Here is an 18,239-nt window from a genome sequence, read left to right on the forward strand (position 1 = left end):
GGAAATATGTGCACTCAAATTAGTCCAAACTCCAAACCTATGGTCGCACGTCTCGGCGGGCTTTCACAGACGATCGCCTTGGCCACTGCTTTGTGTGGTGGCCTCGCGACTGCAGGCTTTGCGCAAACAGAAAATACAGTCACGCTGAAATACCAAGGCGGTGAAGATATCACGGGCGAGTTCCTGGAAGTCGCCAATGGTATGGTCAAAATTGATTCAGCCATCGGCATGATCGCAATTCCGCTGGACGGTCTGTCCTGTGTTGGTGCGGCGTGTCCGGACGGCACCCATATTGAACTGGCGGGTGAACCTGTGACCCTGACGTCCAAAGTCGGTAATGTATCCCTGTCGGGTCACCTGATTGATATCGTCGATGGGCAATACGTCTTGGCGACGAACATCGGTGAAATCAAAATCGACACCGACACAGTCAACTGCGCAGGTGTTGATTGCTTGCCGCAAGAAGGTAACGACGAAGTTGCCTTTGCTTTTGGTGGTAAAGTCACCTTGGTCGGCGGTTCTGCGCGCTTGGAAGGCATCCTGACAGACTTTGTCGATGGTGCCTTTGTGGTCGAAACCGAAAACCTCGGTTTGGTTCGTGTCAGTTCCGACAGCTACACGTGCGAAGGCGAAGGTTGCCCGTAAAAGGTGCGTTCTTCTAACCAAGACCCATAATGCTAAAAGGGGCACATCTTTGCAGATGTGCCCCTTTTGTATGGTGTGATCGTTGGGCTTAGCCCTTGAATTTACTCAGCAGCATCGACCCGTTTGTCCCGCCGAACCCGAATGAATTCGTCATGACCGTGTCCAGCCCTGCGTTCTCGACGACTTCGGTCGCGATTTCCTCGGCTTTCAATGCGGGGTCCAGATGTTCCACGTTGATTGACGGCGCGATGAAATCGTTTTCCAGCATCAACAGGCAGTAAACAGCCTCGGACGCACCAGTGGCCCCTTGGCTATGACCTGTCATGGACTTTGTGGATGACACAGGCGGCGTGCTGCCTTCGCCAAATACACGACGGACTGCTTCGATTTCGCCAACATCACCCACTGGCGTCGATGTGCCGTGCGCGTTGATGTAGCTGACTTTGCGGCCTTCAGGCAAGGTTTTCAGCGCGCCGCGCATCGCGCGTTCGCCGCCTTCACCGGATGGGGCAACCATGTCAGCGCCATCAGATGTGGCTGAGAAACCAGTCACTTCGGCGTAGATTTTTGCACCACGCGCCTGCGCGGCCTCAAGGCTTTCCAACACAACCATCGCGCCACCGCCTGCGATCACGAAACCATCGCGACCAGCGTCAAACGCACGGGACGCTTTTTCAGGTGTGTCGTTATATTTGGACGACATAGCGCCCATCGCGTCGAACAGGCAGGACAATGTCCAATCCAGTTCTTCGCCGCCGCCTGCAAACATCGTGTCTTGTGTACCAAGCGCGATTTGTTGGGCGGCCATGCCGATGCAGTGCAGGGACGTGGAACAGGCAGACGTGATCGAAAAGTTCATGCCTTTAATCTGGAACGCCGTCGCGAGGTTTGCAGATACCGTGGACGACATCGTCTTTGGCACAGCAAATGGCCCGATGCGTTTTGTGGCACCGGTGTTTTCTACAACCTTGTGTGCGGCAAACATCGCAGATGTAGACGGACCACCAGAACCGGCAATCACACCCGTCATCGGGTTCACCACTTGGTCTTCTTCCAGACCGGCATCTTCAATCGCTTGCTTCATCGCAATGTAGGAATACGCCGCACCTGGCCCCATGAACCGCAAAGTGCGTTTGTCCACGTGATCGGCCACGTTCAGCTTCACAGTACCCGCGATCTGGGACCGAAAGCCGTGTTCAACCATATCGGGGCTGGCTTCAATGCCGGATTTCCCAGCTTTCAAAGAGGCCAGAACCTCGTCTGCATTATTTCCGATAGGGGATACGATCCCCAAGCCTGTAACGACGACGCGACGCATGATCAGTCCTTTTTTAAGTCCATGCCTGTTTAGGCGACCCTGACTGAGAGGCGCAAGAAGAAAGGGGCGCCCGTTCAGGTGCATTCGTATCTGTGACATGCTATTTCAGGATGAATTCAATTTGGGCCGGATTGTTGGTCCTTTCGGCAGATGAGGTGACTATGATCGACTGGGCTGGAATATTGCGCGAGCTCATCACGATCTTTGTTGTGATCGACCCTATCGGCAGTGTGCCGGTATTCTTGTTCGCGACAGCGGCGGTTCCGGTCGAATTGCACCGCAGGTTCGCCGCGCGCGCGGTCCTGATCGCGACGCTGGTGCTTTTGGGGTTCCTTGTCGCAGGGCAATATGTGCTCGAATTGCTTGGGCTGCGGTTAGGATCGTTTCAGGTGGCGGGCGGTGTCGTGCTGTTCCTGTTCGCGCTGTCGATGATCTTTGGCGATTCAAAACCAGCCGATGAAATCAATCAGGCCGAACGCGATCACTTGTCCGGTGCGGTCTTTCCGCTTGCGATGCCGTCAATCGCATCACCCGGTGCGATGCTGGGGATCGTGGTCCTGACCGATAATCGTGGGAATACTGTGGCCGAACAAGCCGTTACCGCAGGGCTTCTGATCGCGGTGCTGCTGTTTACACTGCTGTTGCTGTTGGCCGCCGGACAGATTTTCAAAATTATCGGCAACACAGGGGCTAGCGTGATCAGTCGCGTGATGGGGATTATTCTGGCGACTATCGCGGTCGATTCCATCTTCAACGGGTTTGAGGTTCTCGGGATCATCAACGTCACTGGCTAAACAGGCCACAATGTGATGCTATCCTTTTCGTCAAGAATATTGCGATCAGGAACGGGTTATCATGTCAGACAAAGTAGCTTTGGTCACAGGGGCGGCCCGCGGTATCGGGCTTGCCACGACACAGTTGTTTATCGAAATGGGCTGGCGCGTGGCGATGGTGGATCAGGACGCCGACGAACTTGGAACCGTTGCGGCTGGCCTAAATGATGCGTCCCCCTTCGTGTGTGACGTGTCATCGCCTGAAGACGTGGATGCGATGGTATCAGATGTGACCCGCACTTTTGGCCAGATCGACGCGGTGGTGAACAACGCAGGTGTGGCCGATTTTGGCCCGATTGAAGAAACCGACTTCGCACGCTGGCGGCGGGTCATGGACACCAATTTGGACGGTGTGTTCCTCGTGTCGCAGGCGACCATTCCGGCATTGCGCGAAACCAAGGGGGCGCTTCTGAACATCGCGTCCATCTCTGGCCTGCGGGCGTCCACGTTACGTGTGGCCTACGGCACGTCCAAAGCCGCCGTGATCCAACTGACCAAACAGCAAGCAGCGGAATTAGGTGAATACGGTATCCGCGCCAATTGCGTTTGCCCCGGACCAGTGAGGACCAAGCTGGCCATGGCAGTGCATTCGCCCGAAATCATTGCAGCCTACCACGACGCGCTGCCGCTGAACCGCTACGGAACAGAACGCGAAATCGCAGAGGTAGTCACCTTCCTCTGTTCAGAAAAAGCGAGCTTCGTAACAGGCCAGATCGTCGCGGCAGATGGCGGGTTTGAAAGCACAGGGGTCGGGTTGCCTGCGTTGCGGGACTAGCCGCGCGCGGCTTAGTTTTCGCAGGCCATTTTGCGAAATCCGATAACTGCTTCGGAAGGGATTGCATCGGGCGATACGATACCGCCCGTAGCCAGCCATTTCGAATATTGCGGCGTGTCGCAATCGACAGACAGTATCCCGTGAAAGTCGCCAGACTTACCGTCGCCTACGACATAAAGATTTGTGCCAGACCCATTTCGATTTTCGACGGTCTGTGCGTACCAGCCTTGGGAATAGACGCCGCCTAGTTCTTCTTCGAAGACATGCGAAAGCGCGTTCGCGTCGTCCGCTAAGGCGGGGCAAGGTGCAATCGCCGCAAGACCGGCGATTGCGAGATGGTGAAATGTGAAAGGTTTGCGCGCCAACGGCTTTAGCTCTCGCTCAACGCCACTTTCATGTCTTTCACCTGATAGATCACTTCGCCGTCTGCTTCGACGATCCCGTCGGCGACACCCATCGTCAGACGACGCGTCTGGATCGCCTTGGTGAAATCAATTTTGTAGGTCAGCATCTTACGCTCTGGGCGGACCATGCCTGTCAGTTTCACTTCGCCGACGCCCAGCGCATAACCGCGCCCCTGCCAGCCGCGCCAGCCAAGGTTGAAACCGGTCAGCTGCCACAGACCGTCAAGGCCCAAACAGCCTGGCATGATCGGGTTGCCGGGGAAGTGACATTCGAAGAACCACAGGTCTGGATTGATGTCGAACTCAGCGACGATATGACCTTTGCCGTGCGCGCCGCCGTCTGCGGACACTTCGGTGATCCGGTCCATCATCAACATTGGCGGGGCAGGAAGCTGCGCATTGCCGGGACCAAACAGGTCGCCTGCTGCGCATTTCAAAAGGTCTTCTTTGCTAAAACTGCTCGGGAATTGTGACAATGGACTGGCTCTTTTATGGTTAGTTGCTTTGCCTCACCTGTATCATTTGCGGTAACTTAAGGGCAAGTGGTGTGCCCTTTGCCTGTCAGATCAGCCAAAACCGATACAGAAAAAGTGTTTTCATTTGATCCTAGCGGTTTTTTACCCATATTAAGAGAGGCAAGGAGACGACCGTCGATGATCGAGACAGCAACAGACCGCGGCACATCATGGCTGGCAACAGCGGACGTGCGCCCAACACGCCAGCGTGTCACGCTGGCGACATTGCTTGTGGGCGATGGTCAGAACCGGCACGTCACAGCCGAAAGCCTGTTTGATGCGGCGTCCAAGCACGGTGAAAAGGTGTCACTAGCCACGGTTTACAACACGCTGCGTGCGTTTTGTGATGCAGGTCTGATGCGCGAGATTACCGTCGACGGGTCAAAAAGCTATTTCGACACCAACATCAGCGATCACCCCCATTTCTATTGGGAAGACGATCACAAACTGACCGATGCAGCCGCTGAACAGTTGGAAATCGCAAAATTGCCTGACGTTCCGGCTGGCGCTGAAATCGCATCTGTTGATGTCGTGATTCGGCTGCGCCGTACTTAAGGTCAGGTCGGGTTTCGCTGACCTTGATTCAGTAGAAACACGCTGTCAGTCTTATCGGCATTACACACCTGCTATTTCGCAGGAATTTATTTAAGTCGATTTCGGGGGCAGCTTTCATGCCAGAACAACATCGGGCCGATCTGGTTCTGTCATTCACGCGCGTCCGCACGGCGCTGGGTATTCTTGGCATGTGTTTGCCGCTTGTCCTGGTGCTGGGCGGTCTACTTGATCACCCACGTATCGACGCTGAAACGGGCCGGATTGAACCTACGATCAGCGATTTTTACCACACGACCTACCGCGACATTTTCGTGGGGACCTTGTGCGCTATTGGCGTGTTTCTGATTTCCTACCGTGGGTATCGCCGCGAAGCAGGGGAATGGATCGACGATGATTGGTTGGCGACTACCGCAGGGATCGGGGCCTTCGGCGTCGCGTTCTTCCCGAACGAAGGGGGCGGGGTGACAGTGACCAGCATGACCCAGAACATGCTCGGCGCGGAATTCACACCGATTATCCACTATCTGTCCGCGCTCGTTTTCTTTTCCAGTCTGGCTGCGTTCTGCTTCGTGAAATTTGCGCGCACCTGTTCGATGGGCCGTAGACGCGTCTACATCGCGTGCGGCTGGGGTATTGTCGCGGCACTTGTCCTAACGGCGGTTGCAGTCATCTTTAAGCGCTTTGTCGGCGGCGTCGGTCGGGAAATGGTCTTGGACTACAATCTGATCTTCTGGTTCGAAGCGATGGGCATCTGGGCTTTCGGGTTGTCATGGCTCACCAAAAGCAAGGCTGACCTCGCTTTGTTCAAACGCTTTGAAAAACCTTCAGATGACCTACCGTCTCATAGTGGTTTGGACGAAGAACAAATCGGCTAATACGGACAGTGCGACAGCGATTCAGATTCTATTAACCAAGACATAGCTATCTTGGGGTATGACCAGTTTCATTCATCCCGCGCTCGCCACAAATGCCACGTTCTTCACGGTGCGCCTGCACGATCCGCAGTCGCGTCTGCTTGTTGATCAAGTGGATATCTTACGTCAAGCCTTTCGGGTTTGCCGAAAATCGATGCCGTTTCAAATCATGGCTGCCGTGGTTCTACCCGCCCGCCTGCATATGATCTGGAGCTTGCCAGACAAAGACGATGATCATGCCGCACGTTGGCGGATCGTCAAATCCACCTTTTCGCGGCATTGCCCTAAACCGGACACCGCTGATCTATCCCTTGCGATGATCCGCCGTCGGGAAAAAGGCATCTGGCAGCGCAGTTTTTGGCAACACGATATCCGCGATCAATCCGATTACGACCTGCACGAACACCTGATCATCCATGCGCCGGTGTCAGAAGGTCTGGTGTCGCGTCCCGGTGATTGGGCGCTCTCATCGCTCCATACTCGGGGGCAGGGTGTCCGGTTTGCACCGAAGGTCGCGATGCTTGCGACAACAGTCTCAAGGCCAACAGCGGACGCTTTGTTCTAGAACCACTGACCCGGTTCCATCAGCCCAAGGTTCATCAACTGTGTCGATGACCATTCGAAGGGTGTGGATGACCGCCATCTGAAATCCTGAATGGCATCGCGACTGCCGGGGTTCGATTTCAATGCTTTTGCCGTGCGGAACGAACAAATCGTAGCCGTTAGGTTGTTATGCCACGGGCAGGCATAGGTGTTGAATTCCGGTATGTTGAAGGTGTGATCGCCCTGCAGTTCCAAACCGGGGCGGGCGCGGAACAGGCTGACCCGATCGATCCGGCGACGCACCCAAGGCACATGTTCCTCAAACCGCCACCGCAAACCACCAAAGAAATCCAGCTGGCGATCTTCGTATTCCTGACCGTTCCACCGGGCCAGCGCATAATAACCGGACGTGTCCATATACGCGTTTTCCAACGAAACGGCGTTAGGCGATTCCGTCAAATCCCCTGCATACAGATCGACCGTGAAGGTCAGGATCGTCTCGCGCCGTTCTTCGGCGTTAAAGGCCAGCATTTCGCCGACCGTGCGGTCTTCGGAAAACGGGTAGTGCAGATATTCGCCGTTATAACAGTAGTATAACCATTTGCCGGGGGCTGCCGCGATGACGCTATTCACCGCCGTTTCCAGCGCGCCGTCGTCTGACATATCGTGGCCGACCCAGTGGACGCAATCATCTAAGCCCCCCAGCGGCGCGATTTCGTCGCTGGCAAAGACGACAAGTGATTGAAAACCGGCCCGCAGATGGTGGTCAATTGTCGATCTGATTTCGACGTTGTCTTCGACCATGATCAATCCGATAGGCCCCTTGGCAAGTGCGGCTTTGCCGGTGCGCAGGAAACTGGCTAAATCAGGGTACGTCATGTCCGGGTCCATGTATGGATCAACTACTGCTCTTACGTCTCTTTTGCCGTGAAGTTTGCCTGCATTGCAAGCGCGGGCGGTGCAGGGTAGGACAGCGACTGATTTCGCACTCGCTAGGATGTCACAGATGTCAGACCGCACGCCCGCCCCGAAGAAGCTATATATCAAGACGTATGGATGTCAGATGAACGTCTATGACAGCGAACGCATGGCTGAAGCGCTGGGCGGCAAAGGGTATGTCGAAACCAAGTCCCCCGAAGACGCAGACATGATCCTGCTCAACACCTGCCACATCCGCGAAAAGGCGGCTGAAAAGGTGTATTCGGAACTTGGCCGTATGAAAGCGTTGAAAGATGAAAAGCCTGATCTGAAATTTGGCGTAACCGGATGCGTGGCCCAAGCCGAAGGCGAAGAAATCATGCGCCGCCAGCCGATGGTCGATCTGGTCGTGGGGCCACAAAGCTACCATCGGTTGCCTGCAATGGATGAAGCCGTGCAAGCGGGCAAAAAGGCGCTCGATACCGATTTCCCTGATGACGACAAATTCGAGACGCTGACAAAGCGGTCCAAGGCAAAGCGCGGACCAACCGCGTTTTTGACCGTTCAGGAAGGTTGCGACAAATTCTGTGCGTTCTGCGTTGTGCCCTATACGCGCGGTGCCGAGGTGTCGCGCCCTGCGGATCGGATCATTCGTGAAGCCAACGAACTGGTGGAAAGCGGCGTGCGCGAAATCACGTTGCTGGGCCAGAACGTCAACGCATACCACGGCCACGACGGCGGTTTGGCGGGCCTGATCTGGGACTTGGACAAAGTCGACGGATTGGAACGCATCCGCTTTACGACGTCTCACCCGAACGACATGGACGACGCTTTGATCGATGCACACGGCACCTGTTCGAAACTGATGCCGTACCTGCATTTGCCCGTTCAGGCGGGGTCAGACCGCATCTTGAAGGCCATGAACCGCAAACACACAGCCGAAAGCTACATCCGATTGATCGAACGCATCCGCGGCGCGCGCCCGGATCTGTTGCTTTCGGGTGACTTTATCGTCGGCTTTCCGGGCGAGACTGATCAGGATTTTGAAGATACGATGTCTCTGATCTGCGAAGTGCACTACGGGCAGGCTTATTCATTTAAGTACTCGACAAGGCCGGGCACACCAGCGGCAGAAAAGCCTCAGCTGCCAGAAGACGTGATGAATGAACGTTTGCAACGCCTGCAAAGTTTGTTGCGCGAACAACAGGTTGAGACACAGGAAAGCATGGTTGGTCGCGAAGTTTCGGTTCTGTTCGAAAAGGCCGGTCGCGAAGCAGGGCAGATGATCGGGAAATCCGAATACCTTCATGCCGTCTTCGCAGAAGCGCCCATGGACGTGATCGGTCAGGTTCGAAAAGTGAGAATCACCAGATCAGAAAGTAACTCTTTGGGCGGAATTTTGACGGACGCGCCATAATTGGGGCGGCATTTGTTGTTACGTTAACGTTAATGTTGGGTATTAATAGTCACTGTTTCCGACGCGGACACAATATGTGGTTATTAGTTCTTTCAAAGTGACCCAATGCTGGTAGAACTATGGCCAATGTAAGGCGAGTAGACGGTAAATGGTTCCGTCTTTGTTATAGAGACGCAAAACGAGGATATGGTCGTGGCGAAAAAGAATGTCATAAAATCATCGCGTGCGGTGAGTGCAATTGCAACGGCGGCATCCTTGTCGTTGATGATGATTGCGGCTCCCGTATCCGCACAAGAAGTTGTCGCAGAAGCTGCGAACGGGACACGCACAATTGTTGGTGAAGAATACACGCCAACAATCTGGGTTGATCCGGATGGGTGTGAACACTGGGTGTTCGACGACGGCTTCGAAGGCTTCATGTCACCACACCGTAACCGTGACGGCAGCCCAGTTTGCCGCCGCCAAGAAGTCTGCGGTGTTGTGCCATCCGACACATTGTTCGCCAACGACGAGCCTTGGATCCCTGAGGGCCGCAAGGCACAGCTGATGGATTACTTCGCGAACCTCGGCGTTTACGGTGTACTGATCCACGGCCACACCGATGCAAACGCGTCAGACGAATACAACATGCGTCTTTCCCAGCGCCGCGCCGATATGGTTGCAGGCATTGCGCAAGACGCTGGTGTTAACGTTGTTGAATCCCGCGGGTTCGGTGAACGTCGCCCAGCACAGGCAGGTACATCTGCTGCTGCTTACGCCGCGAACCGTCGCGTCGAAATCATTTGTCTGAAGTAAGGAGCAGTATGATGAAAATGGTAAAAGTTTCCGCTCTGCTCGTTGCTAGCTTGTCCTTGTCAGGTTGCGTGGATTTGTTTGCAAGCCAGCTTGAAGGTGGCCAGCGTACAGGTCTGGAACGCACATTCGATGCGGGCCGTGACAGCAAATCCTTGTCCCAGCTTGTTGCTGGTATCTGGGTCGATCCAAACGGCTGTGATCACTGGATCATCGACGATGGCGTCGAAGGTTACCTGTCAGAGCGTCTGACACCAGATGGGCGCCCTGTGTGTTCCGGTGTAGCGCCGCCTGCGACAGCGACTGGTCCGTTCCGTGAAGGTACAGACATTCCTGATCCGCTCTAAATTCGGGCATTTCAGATTTTCCTAAAAGGCCGCGGTTCATTCCGCGGCCTTTTTTCATGTTTTAGGCTCTTGTCGCATGCTGCACTTGCGCCTACCTGCGCATCTTGCAACGATACAAATACGAGTTTCAGAACCGCTTGATCAGGAGAGTTGATTGACCCCTAGCGACCAGACCACGAACGACGATGTTCACACCGGTGATGATGTGTCTGAATCATTGCTCGCATTCCCTGATAATTACCTGCTGATTGATCTGTGTGGTGAATTTGACCGCAATCTCGCGACCCTTGAAGATCGGCTATCGGTTCAGATTATCCGGCGCGGCAACGAACTTGCGGTGATTGGAGAAGAAGAACCGCGCAAGAACGCAATTGATGTGCTGAAATCGCTATACGGGCGGCTTGAGGCGGGTAAATCTTTGGAAGACGGCGACATTGACCGCGAATTGCGGATGGGTCCGGCAGAGGTGCGTGGCGCAGAACCGGGTGATCAGAAAGAACTGTTCAAAGGCGTCAGCGGGGCACGCGTCGAAATCAAGACGCGCAAGAAATTGGTTGAACCGCGTACAGAAGCGCAAAAGGCCTACGTGCGGTCCTTGTTCGACAAAGAACTGGCCTTCGGGATCGGGCCGGCGGGGACGGGTAAAACCTACCTTGCCGTGGCGGTCGCCGTGAACATGTACATCAACGGCGAAGTCGACCGGATCATCCTATCGCGGCCAGCGGTCGAAGCGGGCGAAAAGCTTGGGTATCTACCCGGCGACATGAAAGACAAAGTCGATCCGTACATGCAGCCGCTTTATGATGCGCTGAATGACTTCTTGCCGGGCAAGCAAACGGCAAAACTGATCGAAGAGAAACGGATCGAAATCGCACCTTTGGCGTTCATGCGTGGCCGGACATTGTCGCGGGCGTTTGTTGTGCTGGACGAAGCACAAAACGCGACGCCTATGCAGATGAAGATGTTCCTGACGCGTTTGGGTGAAGGGTCACGGATGGTGATCACTGGTGACCGGACCCAGATCGATTTGCCGCGTGGGGTGACGTCTGGCTTGTGGGATGCGGAACGGTTGTTGAAAACAATCCCGAAGATCAGCTTCAACTACTTCACCTCAAAAGATGTCGTGCGCCACCCGCTGGTCGCAGCGATCATCGAAGCCTACGAAGCAGACGATCCCAAGTGATCCGGTTTTGCCGCGAAAAATCGAGGTACCGCTGTGGCCGTTGATTGCATTGTCGAAGAACCGCGCTGGGTGGATTTTGAAGCTATGGCTGAATTGGCATCGAACGCGGCCTTGTCCCATTTGGGGCTCGATCCGTCTGCCTTCGAAATCAGCCTGCTCGCTTGCGACGACGCACGTATCGCCGTTCTGAACGCAGACTTTCGCGAAAAGGCGAAACCCACGAACGTGCTCAGTTGGCCATCTGACGAACGGGCCGCTGAGGTGCAGGGCGAAATGCCAACGCTGCCGACCCCGGGGCCTGATAGCGAACTGGGTGATATCGCGATTGCCTATGACACCTGCGCGCGCGAGGCCGATGAACAGGAAAAGCCTTTCAAGGACCACGTGACCCATCTGATTGTTCACGGAACCTTACATCTTTTGGGTTTCGATCACGAAAATGAGCCGGATGCCGCCCTTATGGAAGGTTTAGAGACGGAAATCCTTGGCAATTTGGGGTTAGCTGACCCATATAGGGAATAACCCGCGTATTTGGGTGTGTTTAAGGCAAGGATGAATGGGCGACACAACGGACGGCTCCTCTAACGCGGCGCAACGCGCGCTGGGTGAGGAAAGTGAAGAAATGAACCGCGGCTTTATTGGCCGTTTCTTTGATGCCTTTAGTGGTCCGGGCGATACGCCTGCGTCAGACACGGACAAGCCGCATCTGATATATCCACAACCGGCCATGCCTGGGATGCGAAACCTGCGGTCCATGCGGGTCGAAGATGTCGCAATTCCGAAGTCGGACATCGTGGCCGTACCAATCACGCATTCCCAAAGCGATCTGATGGACGTGTTCCGCGAAAGCGGCCTGACACGGTTGCCGGTCTTTGACGGCACCCTTGATACGCCGCTTGGCAACGTGAACATGAAAGACTTCGCACTGGCGTATGGTTTCCAACAGGATGCTGGTGCGTTTGATCTTCGCAAAATCCTGCGGCCATTGTTGTTCGTGCCGCCATCCATGCCGTTGGGCGTGTTGCTGCAGAAGATGCAGCAGGAACGCAAACACATGGCGCTGGTGATTGATGAATACGGCGGGACCGACGGGCTTGTCACAATCGAAGATCTGATCGAACAGGTCGTTGGCGCGATTGAAGACGAACATGACCACGAGGAAGAAAAACAATGGGTGCAGGAAAGCCCCGGTGTTTATTCGGCCCTCGCCAAAACACAGCTTGAACCGTTTGAATCCGAGATCGGGATTGTTCTGACGGCCCACGACGAGATTGACGAAGAAGAAATCGACACGCTCGGCGGGCTGGTCTTTATGTTGTCCGGTCATGTGCCCGCACGCGGTGAAATCGTAAGCCACCCTGACGGGATCGAATTTGAAGTTGTCGATGCAGACCCGCGCCGGATCAAACGGCTGCGCGTGCGGTTGCCTGATGCCGTAGATGGCTAACGCGATGGCGATGCGCTTTGCTGGTCTTGGCTGGCGGTTGCGCGGGCTTTGTCTTGCGTTGCTTGGTGTGTTGATCGGCCTTGGTCACGCGCCCTTTGATCTTTGGTTCATCAGTATCGCCGCACTTGCGGTGGCCTTTATGCTGATGCGTAACGCGCCCGATGTACGGACAGCGCTTTGGCACGGCTGGGCGCTCGGCCTTGGCTATTTCGGCTTTTCACTGCGCTGGATCATTTCGCCGTTCCTCGTTCATGTGGAACGTGACGGATGGATGGCGCCGTTTGCGCTGGTCCTGATGGCTGCGGGCTTTGCCTTGTTCTGGATGCTGGCGGCAGGGCTTAGTCGCAGGTTCTACAATGGCGGCATGATCAGCCTTGGTTTGTTGATCGTCGGGGTCGAAGCCTTGCGGTCGTTGATCCTAACCGGATTTCCGTGGGCGCTACTTGGGCATGTCCTGCTTGAAGTTCCCATGGTGTCCGAACTTGCGGCACTCGGTGGTCCGCATTTGCTATCGCTGACGGTCGTTACGCTTGCGTTGAGTTGCGCGGCCTTTGGGACAGAACGATACGGTGGGAGTTTCTTGGGAATAGGGATCATCGCGATCCTTGTGGTTGGTTTCGGAATCACGCGCTTCAACACCGCCCCGCGCGACAGCACCACTATCGTCCGCCTCATCCAGCCAAACGCCCCGCAAGACGAAAAATGGGACATCGACAAACGCCACGTCTTCTTTGAACGGATGATTGGATACACTGGCGAAGGCGACGTGCCTGATCTGATCGTCTGGCCAGAAAGTTCAATACCGACGCTGCTGAACTACGCGGATAACGAACTCGAAGCGGTCGCAGAAGCGGCGCGCGGTGCACCGTTGATTGTCGGCGTGAACAGGGCCGAAGGCGGGTTGTACCACAACAGTTTCATTCTGCTGGGGCGCGGCGGCGTGATTGACGCATTCTATGACAAACAGCACCTTGTGCCTTTCGGTGAATATGTGCCCGGTGGTGATCTGCTACACGAATTGGGTGTTCAAGGTTTCGGGTCGTCCTACGGCGGTGGGTTCACCCCCGGACAAGGCCGCCGCACGATTGACGTGCCCGGCATCGGACCAATTCGGCCCCTGATTTGCTACGAAGGCATTTTTGCAGAAGAAGTCGGTGGAACGGACGTGCGGCCGCGCGCGCTCGTTCTCATCACCAATGATGCGTGGTTCGGCAAAGACGCAGGGCCTTTCCAACATCTCGCGCAGGCCCGTTTACGTGCGATCGAACAGGGCATCCCGATGATCCGTGTCGCAAACACAGGCGTCAGTGCAATGATTGATCCATACGGTCAGATTACGGCATCAATCCCGATGAATACGAAAGGTTTCCTTGATGTCGCTCTGCCCCATGTCCGCCCGCCGACCCCTTACAGCAGGTATGGCGACTATCCGGTCTTGGTGTTGCTTTTTGCCGCTTTGTGCGCCCTGACTTTGCGTCGCCGACAATTTTAGTTGACCCTAGGGGGGGAGAGGCCTAGGTCCAATGCTAGCCTGCCACAACGGCTTCCTGACGTGGCAGATTGATTTATTGGAGCACTATCTCATGGCCAGACAAGACTATATTTTCACTTCGGAATCCGTTTCCGAAGGGCATCCTGACAAGGTTTGCGACCGTATTTCAGATTCCATTCTGGATGCGTTCCTTGCAGAAGAACCAGAGGCGCGGGTCGCCTGTGAAACATTCGCAACGACAAACCGTGTCGTTGTTGGCGGCGAGGTTGGCCTGTCCGATAAAAGTAAGCTGACAGAATACATGGGTCAGGTTGAAGGCATCGTGCGCGGCGCCATCAAGGACATTGGCTACGAGCAAGACAAATTCCACCACGCAACGTGCAAGGTCACAAACCTTTTGCACGAACAATCCGCGCATATCGCGCAGGGTGTCGATGCGGCTGTGGACAAAGAAGAAGGCGCCGGCGACCAAGGGATCATGTTTGGTTACGCCACAACTGAAACCGAAGAACTGATGCCAGCCCCGATCCAGTATTCCCACGCGATCCTGCGGCGTTTGGCCGAAGTGCGCAAAGATGGCACTGAACCAACATTGCGCCCTGACGCGAAAAGCCAGGTGTCCTTGCGCTACGCTGGCGGCAAGCCGGTTGAAGTCACATCCATCGTTCTGTCCACGCAGCACTCTGACGAAACACAAACAAGCGACGACATTCGTGCGATCGTCGAACCCTACATCCGCGACGTGCTGCCTGACGGTCTGATCACGCCAGAAACCAAATGGTGGGTGAACCCGACAGGGACCTTCGTCATCGGTGGTCCTGACGGCGATGCAGGCCTCACGGGTCGCAAAATCATCGTGGACACATACGGTGGTGCGGCCCCGCATGGTGGCGGCGCGTTTTCCGGTAAAGATCCGACCAAAGTTGACCGCTCTGCGGCCTACGTATCACGCTATCTCGCGAAAAATGTTGTGGCTGCTGGTATGGCTGAAAAATGCACGATCCAGCTATCCTATGCGATTGGTGTGGCCAAGCCGCTGTCGATCTACGCGAATTTGCACGGCACCGGTGAGGTACACGAGACGGAGATCGAAAAAGCGATTGCCGAAGTGATGGACCTGACACCACGCGGCATTCGTGAACACCTGCAACTGAACCGCCCGATCTATGCACGGACAGCGGCCTATGGCCACTTTGGTCGTGCACCTGATGCAGATGGTGGGTTCTCTTGGGAAAAAACCGATCTGGTTGATGCCCTGAAAGCTGCCGTTTAAGCCGCAATTTCACGAGACGAATATCAGGGCAGATTGCGCAAGCGGTCTGCCCTTGTTACATCGCAGCCCATGACACAAGACAAACACCCCTCCGGCGCCCCTTGGCGCAACTTTTATGGTCGCTTCAAAGGCAAAACCATGCGGTCGTCCCAGCAAGAATATCTTGATGAGGATCTCGCCGCATTGTCACCGGGTGCTGTTGACTGGGATGTAAACCCGGACCGGACCCCGATTGATCTGGACTCTTTGTTTGGTGACAAAGAAATCTGGCTCGAAATCGGCTTCGGCGGTGGTGAACATATGGTGCATATGGCCGCAACCTATCCGGACATCGGCTTGATCGGCTGTGAACCGTACCTGAACGGTGTGGCGATGCTGCTGGGTAAAATCCGCAGGGCTGGCGTGTCGAACCTCGCGGTGCATCCGGGTGATGCGCGTGATCTGTTTGACGTGCTCCCGCCGGAATCGATTTCTAAGGTGTTCCTGAACTACCCTGATCCGTGGCCCAAAAAGCGTCACCACCGTCGGCGGTTTGTAACGCAAGAACATCTCGTGCCCTTGCACGGTGTCCTGAAACCCGGTGCAGAATTCCGTGTGGCGACAGACATCAAAGACTACGTGCGTCAGACGATGGAAGAAGTGCCAAAGGCCGGTTTCACATGGACCGCTGAAGGTCCAGAAGACTGGCGCGTCGCTTGGGACGACTGGCATTCCACCCGTTACGAGCAAAAAGCGATCCGCGAAGACCGGACGCCACACTATATGACGTTCTGCCGGAATTGAGGACGGGAGCCTCCGGCGGGGATATTTGAAGCCAAAAGAAATAACGCGTTGTGGACCCAATGGGCGACCTAAGGTAGACGCGTTTGACACATAATACGGAGCGCAGCATGTCTGGCCACGGCACACCCATTCCAATGACTTCCCGCCCTTGTGGGCCTTTGACAGGCGAGGCCAATGTTCCGGGCGACAAGTCGATCTCGCATCGGTCGTTGATCTTGGGCGCATTGTCAGTCGGTGAAACCCGCATCACAGGGTTGCTGGAAGGCGAAGACGTTTTGGATACCGCGAAAGCCATGCGTGCCTTTGGTGCAGAGGTCACAGATCACGGCGGCGGCGAATGGTCCGTTCACGGCGTAGGTGTTGGCGGTTTTGCGGAACCTGAACAGGTGATTGACTGCGGGAATTCCGGCACTGGCGTCCGTTTGATCATGGGCGCGATGGCGACCAGCCCGATCACCGTGACGTTCACGGGCGACGCGTCGCTGAACAGCCGTCCGATGGACCGCGTCACCGATCCGCTGGCCCTGTTTGGCACGCAGACTGTTGGCCGCACCGGTGGCCGCTTGCCGATGACTTTGGTCGGTGCAGCTGATCCATTGCCTGTGCGTTACGTCGTGCCGGTGCCATCCGCTCAAGTGAAATCCGCCGTTCTGCTGGCAGGGCTCAATGCCCCCGGCCAGACTGTCGTGATCGAAAAAGAAGCAACCCGCGATCATACTGAACGGATGCTTGCAGGTTTCGGCGCTGAACTGACTGTTGAAGAAACGGATGAAGGGCGCGTGATCACGCTGACCGGCCAGCCAGAACTGAAACCGCAGGATATCATCGTGCCGCGCGATCCGTCCTCTGCCGCGTTTCCTGTGTGTGCGGCGATCATCACGCCGGGGTCCGACGTGCTTGTCCCGAACATTGGACTGAACCCGACCCGTGCGGGCCTGTTCACCACGTTGCAGGAAATGGGCGCGGACCTGACATATGAGAATATGCGAGAAGAAGGCGGTGAACCCGTTGCTGACCTACGCGCGAAGTTCTCGCCAAACCTCAAAGGGATCGCTGTGCCACCGGCACGTGCGGCCAGCATGATCGACGAATATCCAGTGTTGTCGGTCGTTGCATCCTTCGCGGAAGGTGTGACCGACATGCAGGGCGTCAAAGAATTGCGCGTCAAGGAAAGCGACCGGATCGACGCAATGGCCAAAGGCCTGCGTGCCGCTGGTGTCACCGTCGATGAAGGCGATGACTGGTGGAAGGTCACCGGTCTGGGCCACGGCAACGTGCCGGGCGGTGTCACGGTGGCCAGCGTTCTGGATCACCGGATCGCGATGGCCTTTATGGTCATGGGCATGGCGTCCAACAAACCGATGACCGTAGATGACGGATCGCCAATCGCCACGTCCTTCCCGATTTTTGAAAGCCTGATGGGCGCACTTGGCGCACAGCTGGTTCGGTCGAACGCATGACGTTTACGGTCGCGATTGATGGGCCTGCTGCAGCTGGCAAAGGCACGATTTCCAAGGCGGTTGCAGCCCATTTCGGGTTTGCCCACTTGGACACTGGCCTGTTGTACCGCGCCGTCGGTGTAAAGGTGATCGCAGGACAATCACCGATTGATGCGGCCCAGACGCTTGATCCGTCGGATCTAGAAGACGACAGCCTGCGCACCGCTACTGTCGCACAAGCGGCAAGCGAAGTCGCCGTGATCCCCGAAGTTCGCGCCGCGTTAGTCGATTTTCAACGCACATTCGCCGCCCGCGATGGCGGGGCTGTCTTGGACGGTCGTGATATCGGCACCGTGATTTGCCCTGATGCGGATGTGAAACTGTTCGTCACGGCATCAGCAGCGTGTCGTGCTGAAAGGCGCTATAAAGAATTGGCTGGCAAAGGCCACGATGTGACGCCCGCAGGCGTGCTTGCCGATGTGCAGGAACGCGATAAACGTGACAGCGAACGTGCCGCAGCACCGATGGTCGCGGCTGAGAATGCGACTTTGATCGACACGTCCGATATGTCGGTTGAACAGGCCATTGCGGCCGCGATTTCAGCAGTGGACACAGCCCGTCACAATTGATCACAGTCATTTTGGTC

At 55.8% G+C, this 18,239-nt stretch carries 21 protein-coding genes and 1 riboswitch; of the genes, 17 read left to right on the forward strand and 4 right to left on the reverse strand.

Translation table 11 applies throughout. The features are described 5' to 3' along the window. Positions 1-6 precede the first annotated feature (6 nt). Positions 7-645 carry a hypothetical protein gene (locus MWU61_RS16970; protein ID WP_247129654.1) on the forward strand — a complete coding sequence of 213 codons (639 nt, stop codon included), beginning with the start codon at positions 7-9 and terminating at the stop codon, positions 643-645. 88 nt (positions 646-733) lie between these two features. Here MWU61_RS16970 and MWU61_RS16975 read toward each other — a convergent pair whose 3' ends face one another. Continuing rightward, positions 734-1,963, reverse strand: a complete 1,230-nt coding sequence (locus MWU61_RS16975) for a beta-ketoacyl synthase N-terminal-like domain-containing protein (RefSeq protein ID WP_247129655.1) — start codon at positions 1,961-1,963, stop codon at positions 734-736. Between the two features lie 161 nt (positions 1,964-2,124). Between MWU61_RS16975 and MWU61_RS16980 the strand changes: the two genes are divergently transcribed. Then, positions 2,125-2,757, forward strand: a complete 633-nt coding sequence (locus MWU61_RS16980; RefSeq protein ID WP_247129656.1) for a MarC family protein — start codon at positions 2,125-2,127, stop codon at positions 2,755-2,757. A gap of 61 nt (positions 2,758-2,818) precedes the next feature. Further along, the gene (locus MWU61_RS16985) at positions 2,819-3,571 is read left to right on the forward strand and encodes an SDR family oxidoreductase (protein ID WP_247129657.1); all 753 of its coding nucleotides are present in this window, start codon (positions 2,819-2,821) and stop codon (positions 3,569-3,571) included. 11 nt (positions 3,572-3,582) lie between these two features. Here the strand turns inward: MWU61_RS16985 and MWU61_RS16990 are convergent, their stop codons facing one another. Then, on the reverse strand, positions 3,583-3,936 hold the full coding sequence (locus tag MWU61_RS16990) for a hypothetical protein (RefSeq protein WP_247129658.1): 354 nt from the start codon (positions 3,934-3,936) through the stop codon (positions 3,583-3,585). Between the two features lie 5 nt (positions 3,937-3,941). Continuing rightward, the gene (gene fabA / locus MWU61_RS16995; RefSeq protein WP_247129659.1) at positions 3,942-4,451 is read right to left on the reverse strand and encodes a bifunctional 3-hydroxydecanoyl-ACP dehydratase/trans-2-decenoyl-ACP isomerase; all 510 of its coding nucleotides are present in this window, start codon (positions 4,449-4,451) and stop codon (positions 3,942-3,944) included. 177 nt (positions 4,452-4,628) lie between these two features. Between fabA and irr the strand changes: the two genes are divergently transcribed. The 3 genes from irr to MWU61_RS17010 all read left to right on the forward strand — a co-directional run bounded on the left by irr (position 4,629) and on the right by MWU61_RS17010 (position 6,524). Then, on the forward strand, positions 4,629-5,045 hold the full coding sequence (gene irr, locus MWU61_RS17000) for a Fur family transcriptional regulator Irr (RefSeq protein ID WP_247129660.1): 417 nt from the start codon (positions 4,629-4,631) through the stop codon (positions 5,043-5,045). Positions 5,046-5,161: 116 nt separating this feature from the next. Beyond that, the gene (locus MWU61_RS17005; RefSeq protein ID WP_247129661.1) at positions 5,162-5,920 is read left to right on the forward strand and encodes a hypothetical protein; all 759 of its coding nucleotides are present in this window, start codon (positions 5,162-5,164) and stop codon (positions 5,918-5,920) included. Positions 5,921-5,978: 58 nt separating this feature from the next. Continuing rightward, the gene (locus MWU61_RS17010; protein ID WP_247129662.1) at positions 5,979-6,524 is read left to right on the forward strand and encodes a transposase; all 546 of its coding nucleotides are present in this window, start codon (positions 5,979-5,981) and stop codon (positions 6,522-6,524) included. Here the strand turns inward: MWU61_RS17010 and MWU61_RS17015 are convergent. Continuing rightward, entirely contained in the window at positions 6,521-7,381 is an 861-nt protein-coding gene (locus MWU61_RS17015) for a glycosyltransferase family 2 protein (protein WP_247129663.1), read from the reverse strand. The genes MWU61_RS17010 and MWU61_RS17015 overlap by 4 nt on opposite strands. A gap of 127 nt (positions 7,382-7,508) precedes the next feature. On the opposite strand from MWU61_RS17015, the gene miaB reads away from it, so the two are divergent. The 11 genes from miaB (at position 7,509) to MWU61_RS17070 (ending at position 18,222) form a co-directional block, all read left to right on the forward strand. Continuing rightward, positions 7,509-8,837: a tRNA (N6-isopentenyl adenosine(37)-C2)-methylthiotransferase MiaB gene (miaB, locus tag MWU61_RS17020; RefSeq protein ID WP_247129664.1), complete on the forward strand. Its 1,329-nt coding sequence runs from the start codon at positions 7,509-7,511 to the stop codon at positions 8,835-8,837. Between the two features lie 186 nt (positions 8,838-9,023). Next, positions 9,024-9,632 (forward strand): OmpA family protein, encoded by a 609-nt coding sequence (locus MWU61_RS17025; RefSeq protein ID WP_247129665.1) that lies wholly within the window; start codon positions 9,024-9,026, stop codon positions 9,630-9,632. Positions 9,633-9,643: 11 nt separating this feature from the next. After that, positions 9,644-9,976, forward strand: coding sequence for a hypothetical protein (locus MWU61_RS17030; protein WP_247129699.1), 333 nt, complete (start codon positions 9,644-9,646; stop codon positions 9,974-9,976). A gap of 154 nt (positions 9,977-10,130) precedes the next feature. Next, the gene (locus MWU61_RS17035) at positions 10,131-11,159 is read left to right on the forward strand and encodes a PhoH family protein (protein ID WP_247129666.1); all 1,029 of its coding nucleotides are present in this window, start codon (positions 10,131-10,133) and stop codon (positions 11,157-11,159) included. A gap of 33 nt (positions 11,160-11,192) precedes the next feature. Then, on the forward strand, positions 11,193-11,681 hold the full coding sequence (gene ybeY / locus MWU61_RS17040; RefSeq protein ID WP_247129667.1) for an rRNA maturation RNase YbeY: 489 nt from the start codon (positions 11,193-11,195) through the stop codon (positions 11,679-11,681). A 34-nt stretch (positions 11,682-11,715) separates the two neighbouring features. Next, the gene (locus tag MWU61_RS17045) at positions 11,716-12,606 is read left to right on the forward strand and encodes a hemolysin family protein (RefSeq protein WP_247129668.1); all 891 of its coding nucleotides are present in this window, start codon (positions 11,716-11,718) and stop codon (positions 12,604-12,606) included. Beyond that, a complete protein-coding gene (gene lnt, locus MWU61_RS17050) occupies positions 12,599-14,098 on the forward strand; it encodes an apolipoprotein N-acyltransferase (protein ID WP_247129669.1) in 1,500 nt (499 codons plus the stop codon). The genes MWU61_RS17045 and lnt overlap by 8 nt, the downstream gene beginning before the upstream one ends. A gap of 36 nt (positions 14,099-14,134) precedes the next feature. Further along, positions 14,135-14,182: riboswitch (SAM-SAH riboswitch) on the forward strand. Between the two features lie 7 nt (positions 14,183-14,189). Continuing rightward, positions 14,190-15,371, forward strand: coding sequence for a methionine adenosyltransferase (gene metK, locus MWU61_RS17055; protein ID WP_247129670.1), 1,182 nt, complete (start codon positions 14,190-14,192; stop codon positions 15,369-15,371). Between the two features lie 69 nt (positions 15,372-15,440). Continuing rightward, the gene (trmB, locus tag MWU61_RS17060; RefSeq protein WP_247129671.1) at positions 15,441-16,154 is read left to right on the forward strand and encodes a tRNA (guanosine(46)-N7)-methyltransferase TrmB; all 714 of its coding nucleotides are present in this window, start codon (positions 15,441-15,443) and stop codon (positions 16,152-16,154) included. Between the two features lie 107 nt (positions 16,155-16,261). Next, entirely contained in the window at positions 16,262-17,614 is a 1,353-nt protein-coding gene (gene aroA / locus MWU61_RS17065; RefSeq protein WP_247129700.1) for a 3-phosphoshikimate 1-carboxyvinyltransferase, read from the forward strand. Then, complete coding sequence (locus MWU61_RS17070; protein ID WP_247129672.1) at positions 17,611-18,222, forward strand: d(CMP) kinase; 612 nt, start codon at positions 17,611-17,613, stop codon at positions 18,220-18,222. The genes aroA and MWU61_RS17070 overlap by 4 nt, the downstream gene beginning before the upstream one ends. Positions 18,223-18,239: the final 17 nt, after the last annotated feature.

The sequence above is a fragment of the Loktanella sp. F6476L genome (assembly GCF_023015725.1).
Classification (GTDB): Bacteria; Pseudomonadota; Alphaproteobacteria; order Rhodobacterales; family Rhodobacteraceae; genus Yoonia.

Coding starts and splice junctions, on each gene's coding strand:
- lnt (WP_247129669.1), top strand. CDS start 12,599: ATGGCTAACGCGATGGCGATGCGCTTTGCTGGTCTTGGCTGGCGGTTG.
- aroA (WP_247129700.1), top strand. CDS start 16,262: ATGTCTGGCCACGGCACACCCATTCCAATGACTTCCCGCCCTTGTGGG.
- trmB (WP_247129671.1), top strand. CDS start 15,441: ATGACACAAGACAAACACCCCTCCGGCGCCCCTTGGCGCAACTTTTAT.
- MWU61_RS17015 (WP_247129663.1), bottom strand. CDS start 7,381: ATGACGTACCCTGATTTAGCCAGTTTCCTGCGCACCGGCAAAGCCGCA.
- MWU61_RS17005 (WP_247129661.1), top strand. CDS start 5,162: ATGCCAGAACAACATCGGGCCGATCTGGTTCTGTCATTCACGCGCGTC.
- MWU61_RS16980 (WP_247129656.1), top strand. CDS start 2,125: ATGATCGACTGGGCTGGAATATTGCGCGAGCTCATCACGATCTTTGTT.
- MWU61_RS17070 (WP_247129672.1), top strand. CDS start 17,611: ATGACGTTTACGGTCGCGATTGATGGGCCTGCTGCAGCTGGCAAAGGC.
- MWU61_RS17030 (WP_247129699.1), top strand. CDS start 9,644: ATGAAAATGGTAAAAGTTTCCGCTCTGCTCGTTGCTAGCTTGTCCTTG.
- MWU61_RS16985 (WP_247129657.1), top strand. CDS start 2,819: ATGTCAGACAAAGTAGCTTTGGTCACAGGGGCGGCCCGCGGTATCGGG.
- irr (WP_247129660.1), top strand. CDS start 4,629: ATGATCGAGACAGCAACAGACCGCGGCACATCATGGCTGGCAACAGCG.
- miaB (WP_247129664.1), top strand. CDS start 7,509: ATGTCAGACCGCACGCCCGCCCCGAAGAAGCTATATATCAAGACGTAT.
- metK (WP_247129670.1), top strand. CDS start 14,190: ATGGCCAGACAAGACTATATTTTCACTTCGGAATCCGTTTCCGAAGGG.
- MWU61_RS16975 (WP_247129655.1), bottom strand. CDS start 1,963: ATGCGTCGCGTCGTCGTTACAGGCTTGGGGATCGTATCCCCTATCGGA.
- MWU61_RS17045 (WP_247129668.1), top strand. CDS start 11,716: ATGGGCGACACAACGGACGGCTCCTCTAACGCGGCGCAACGCGCGCTG.
- MWU61_RS16970 (WP_247129654.1), top strand. CDS start 7: ATGTGCACTCAAATTAGTCCAAACTCCAAACCTATGGTCGCACGTCTC.
- MWU61_RS17010 (WP_247129662.1), top strand. CDS start 5,979: ATGACCAGTTTCATTCATCCCGCGCTCGCCACAAATGCCACGTTCTTC.
- MWU61_RS17025 (WP_247129665.1), top strand. CDS start 9,024: ATGGTCGTGGCGAAAAAGAATGTCATAAAATCATCGCGTGCGGTGAGT.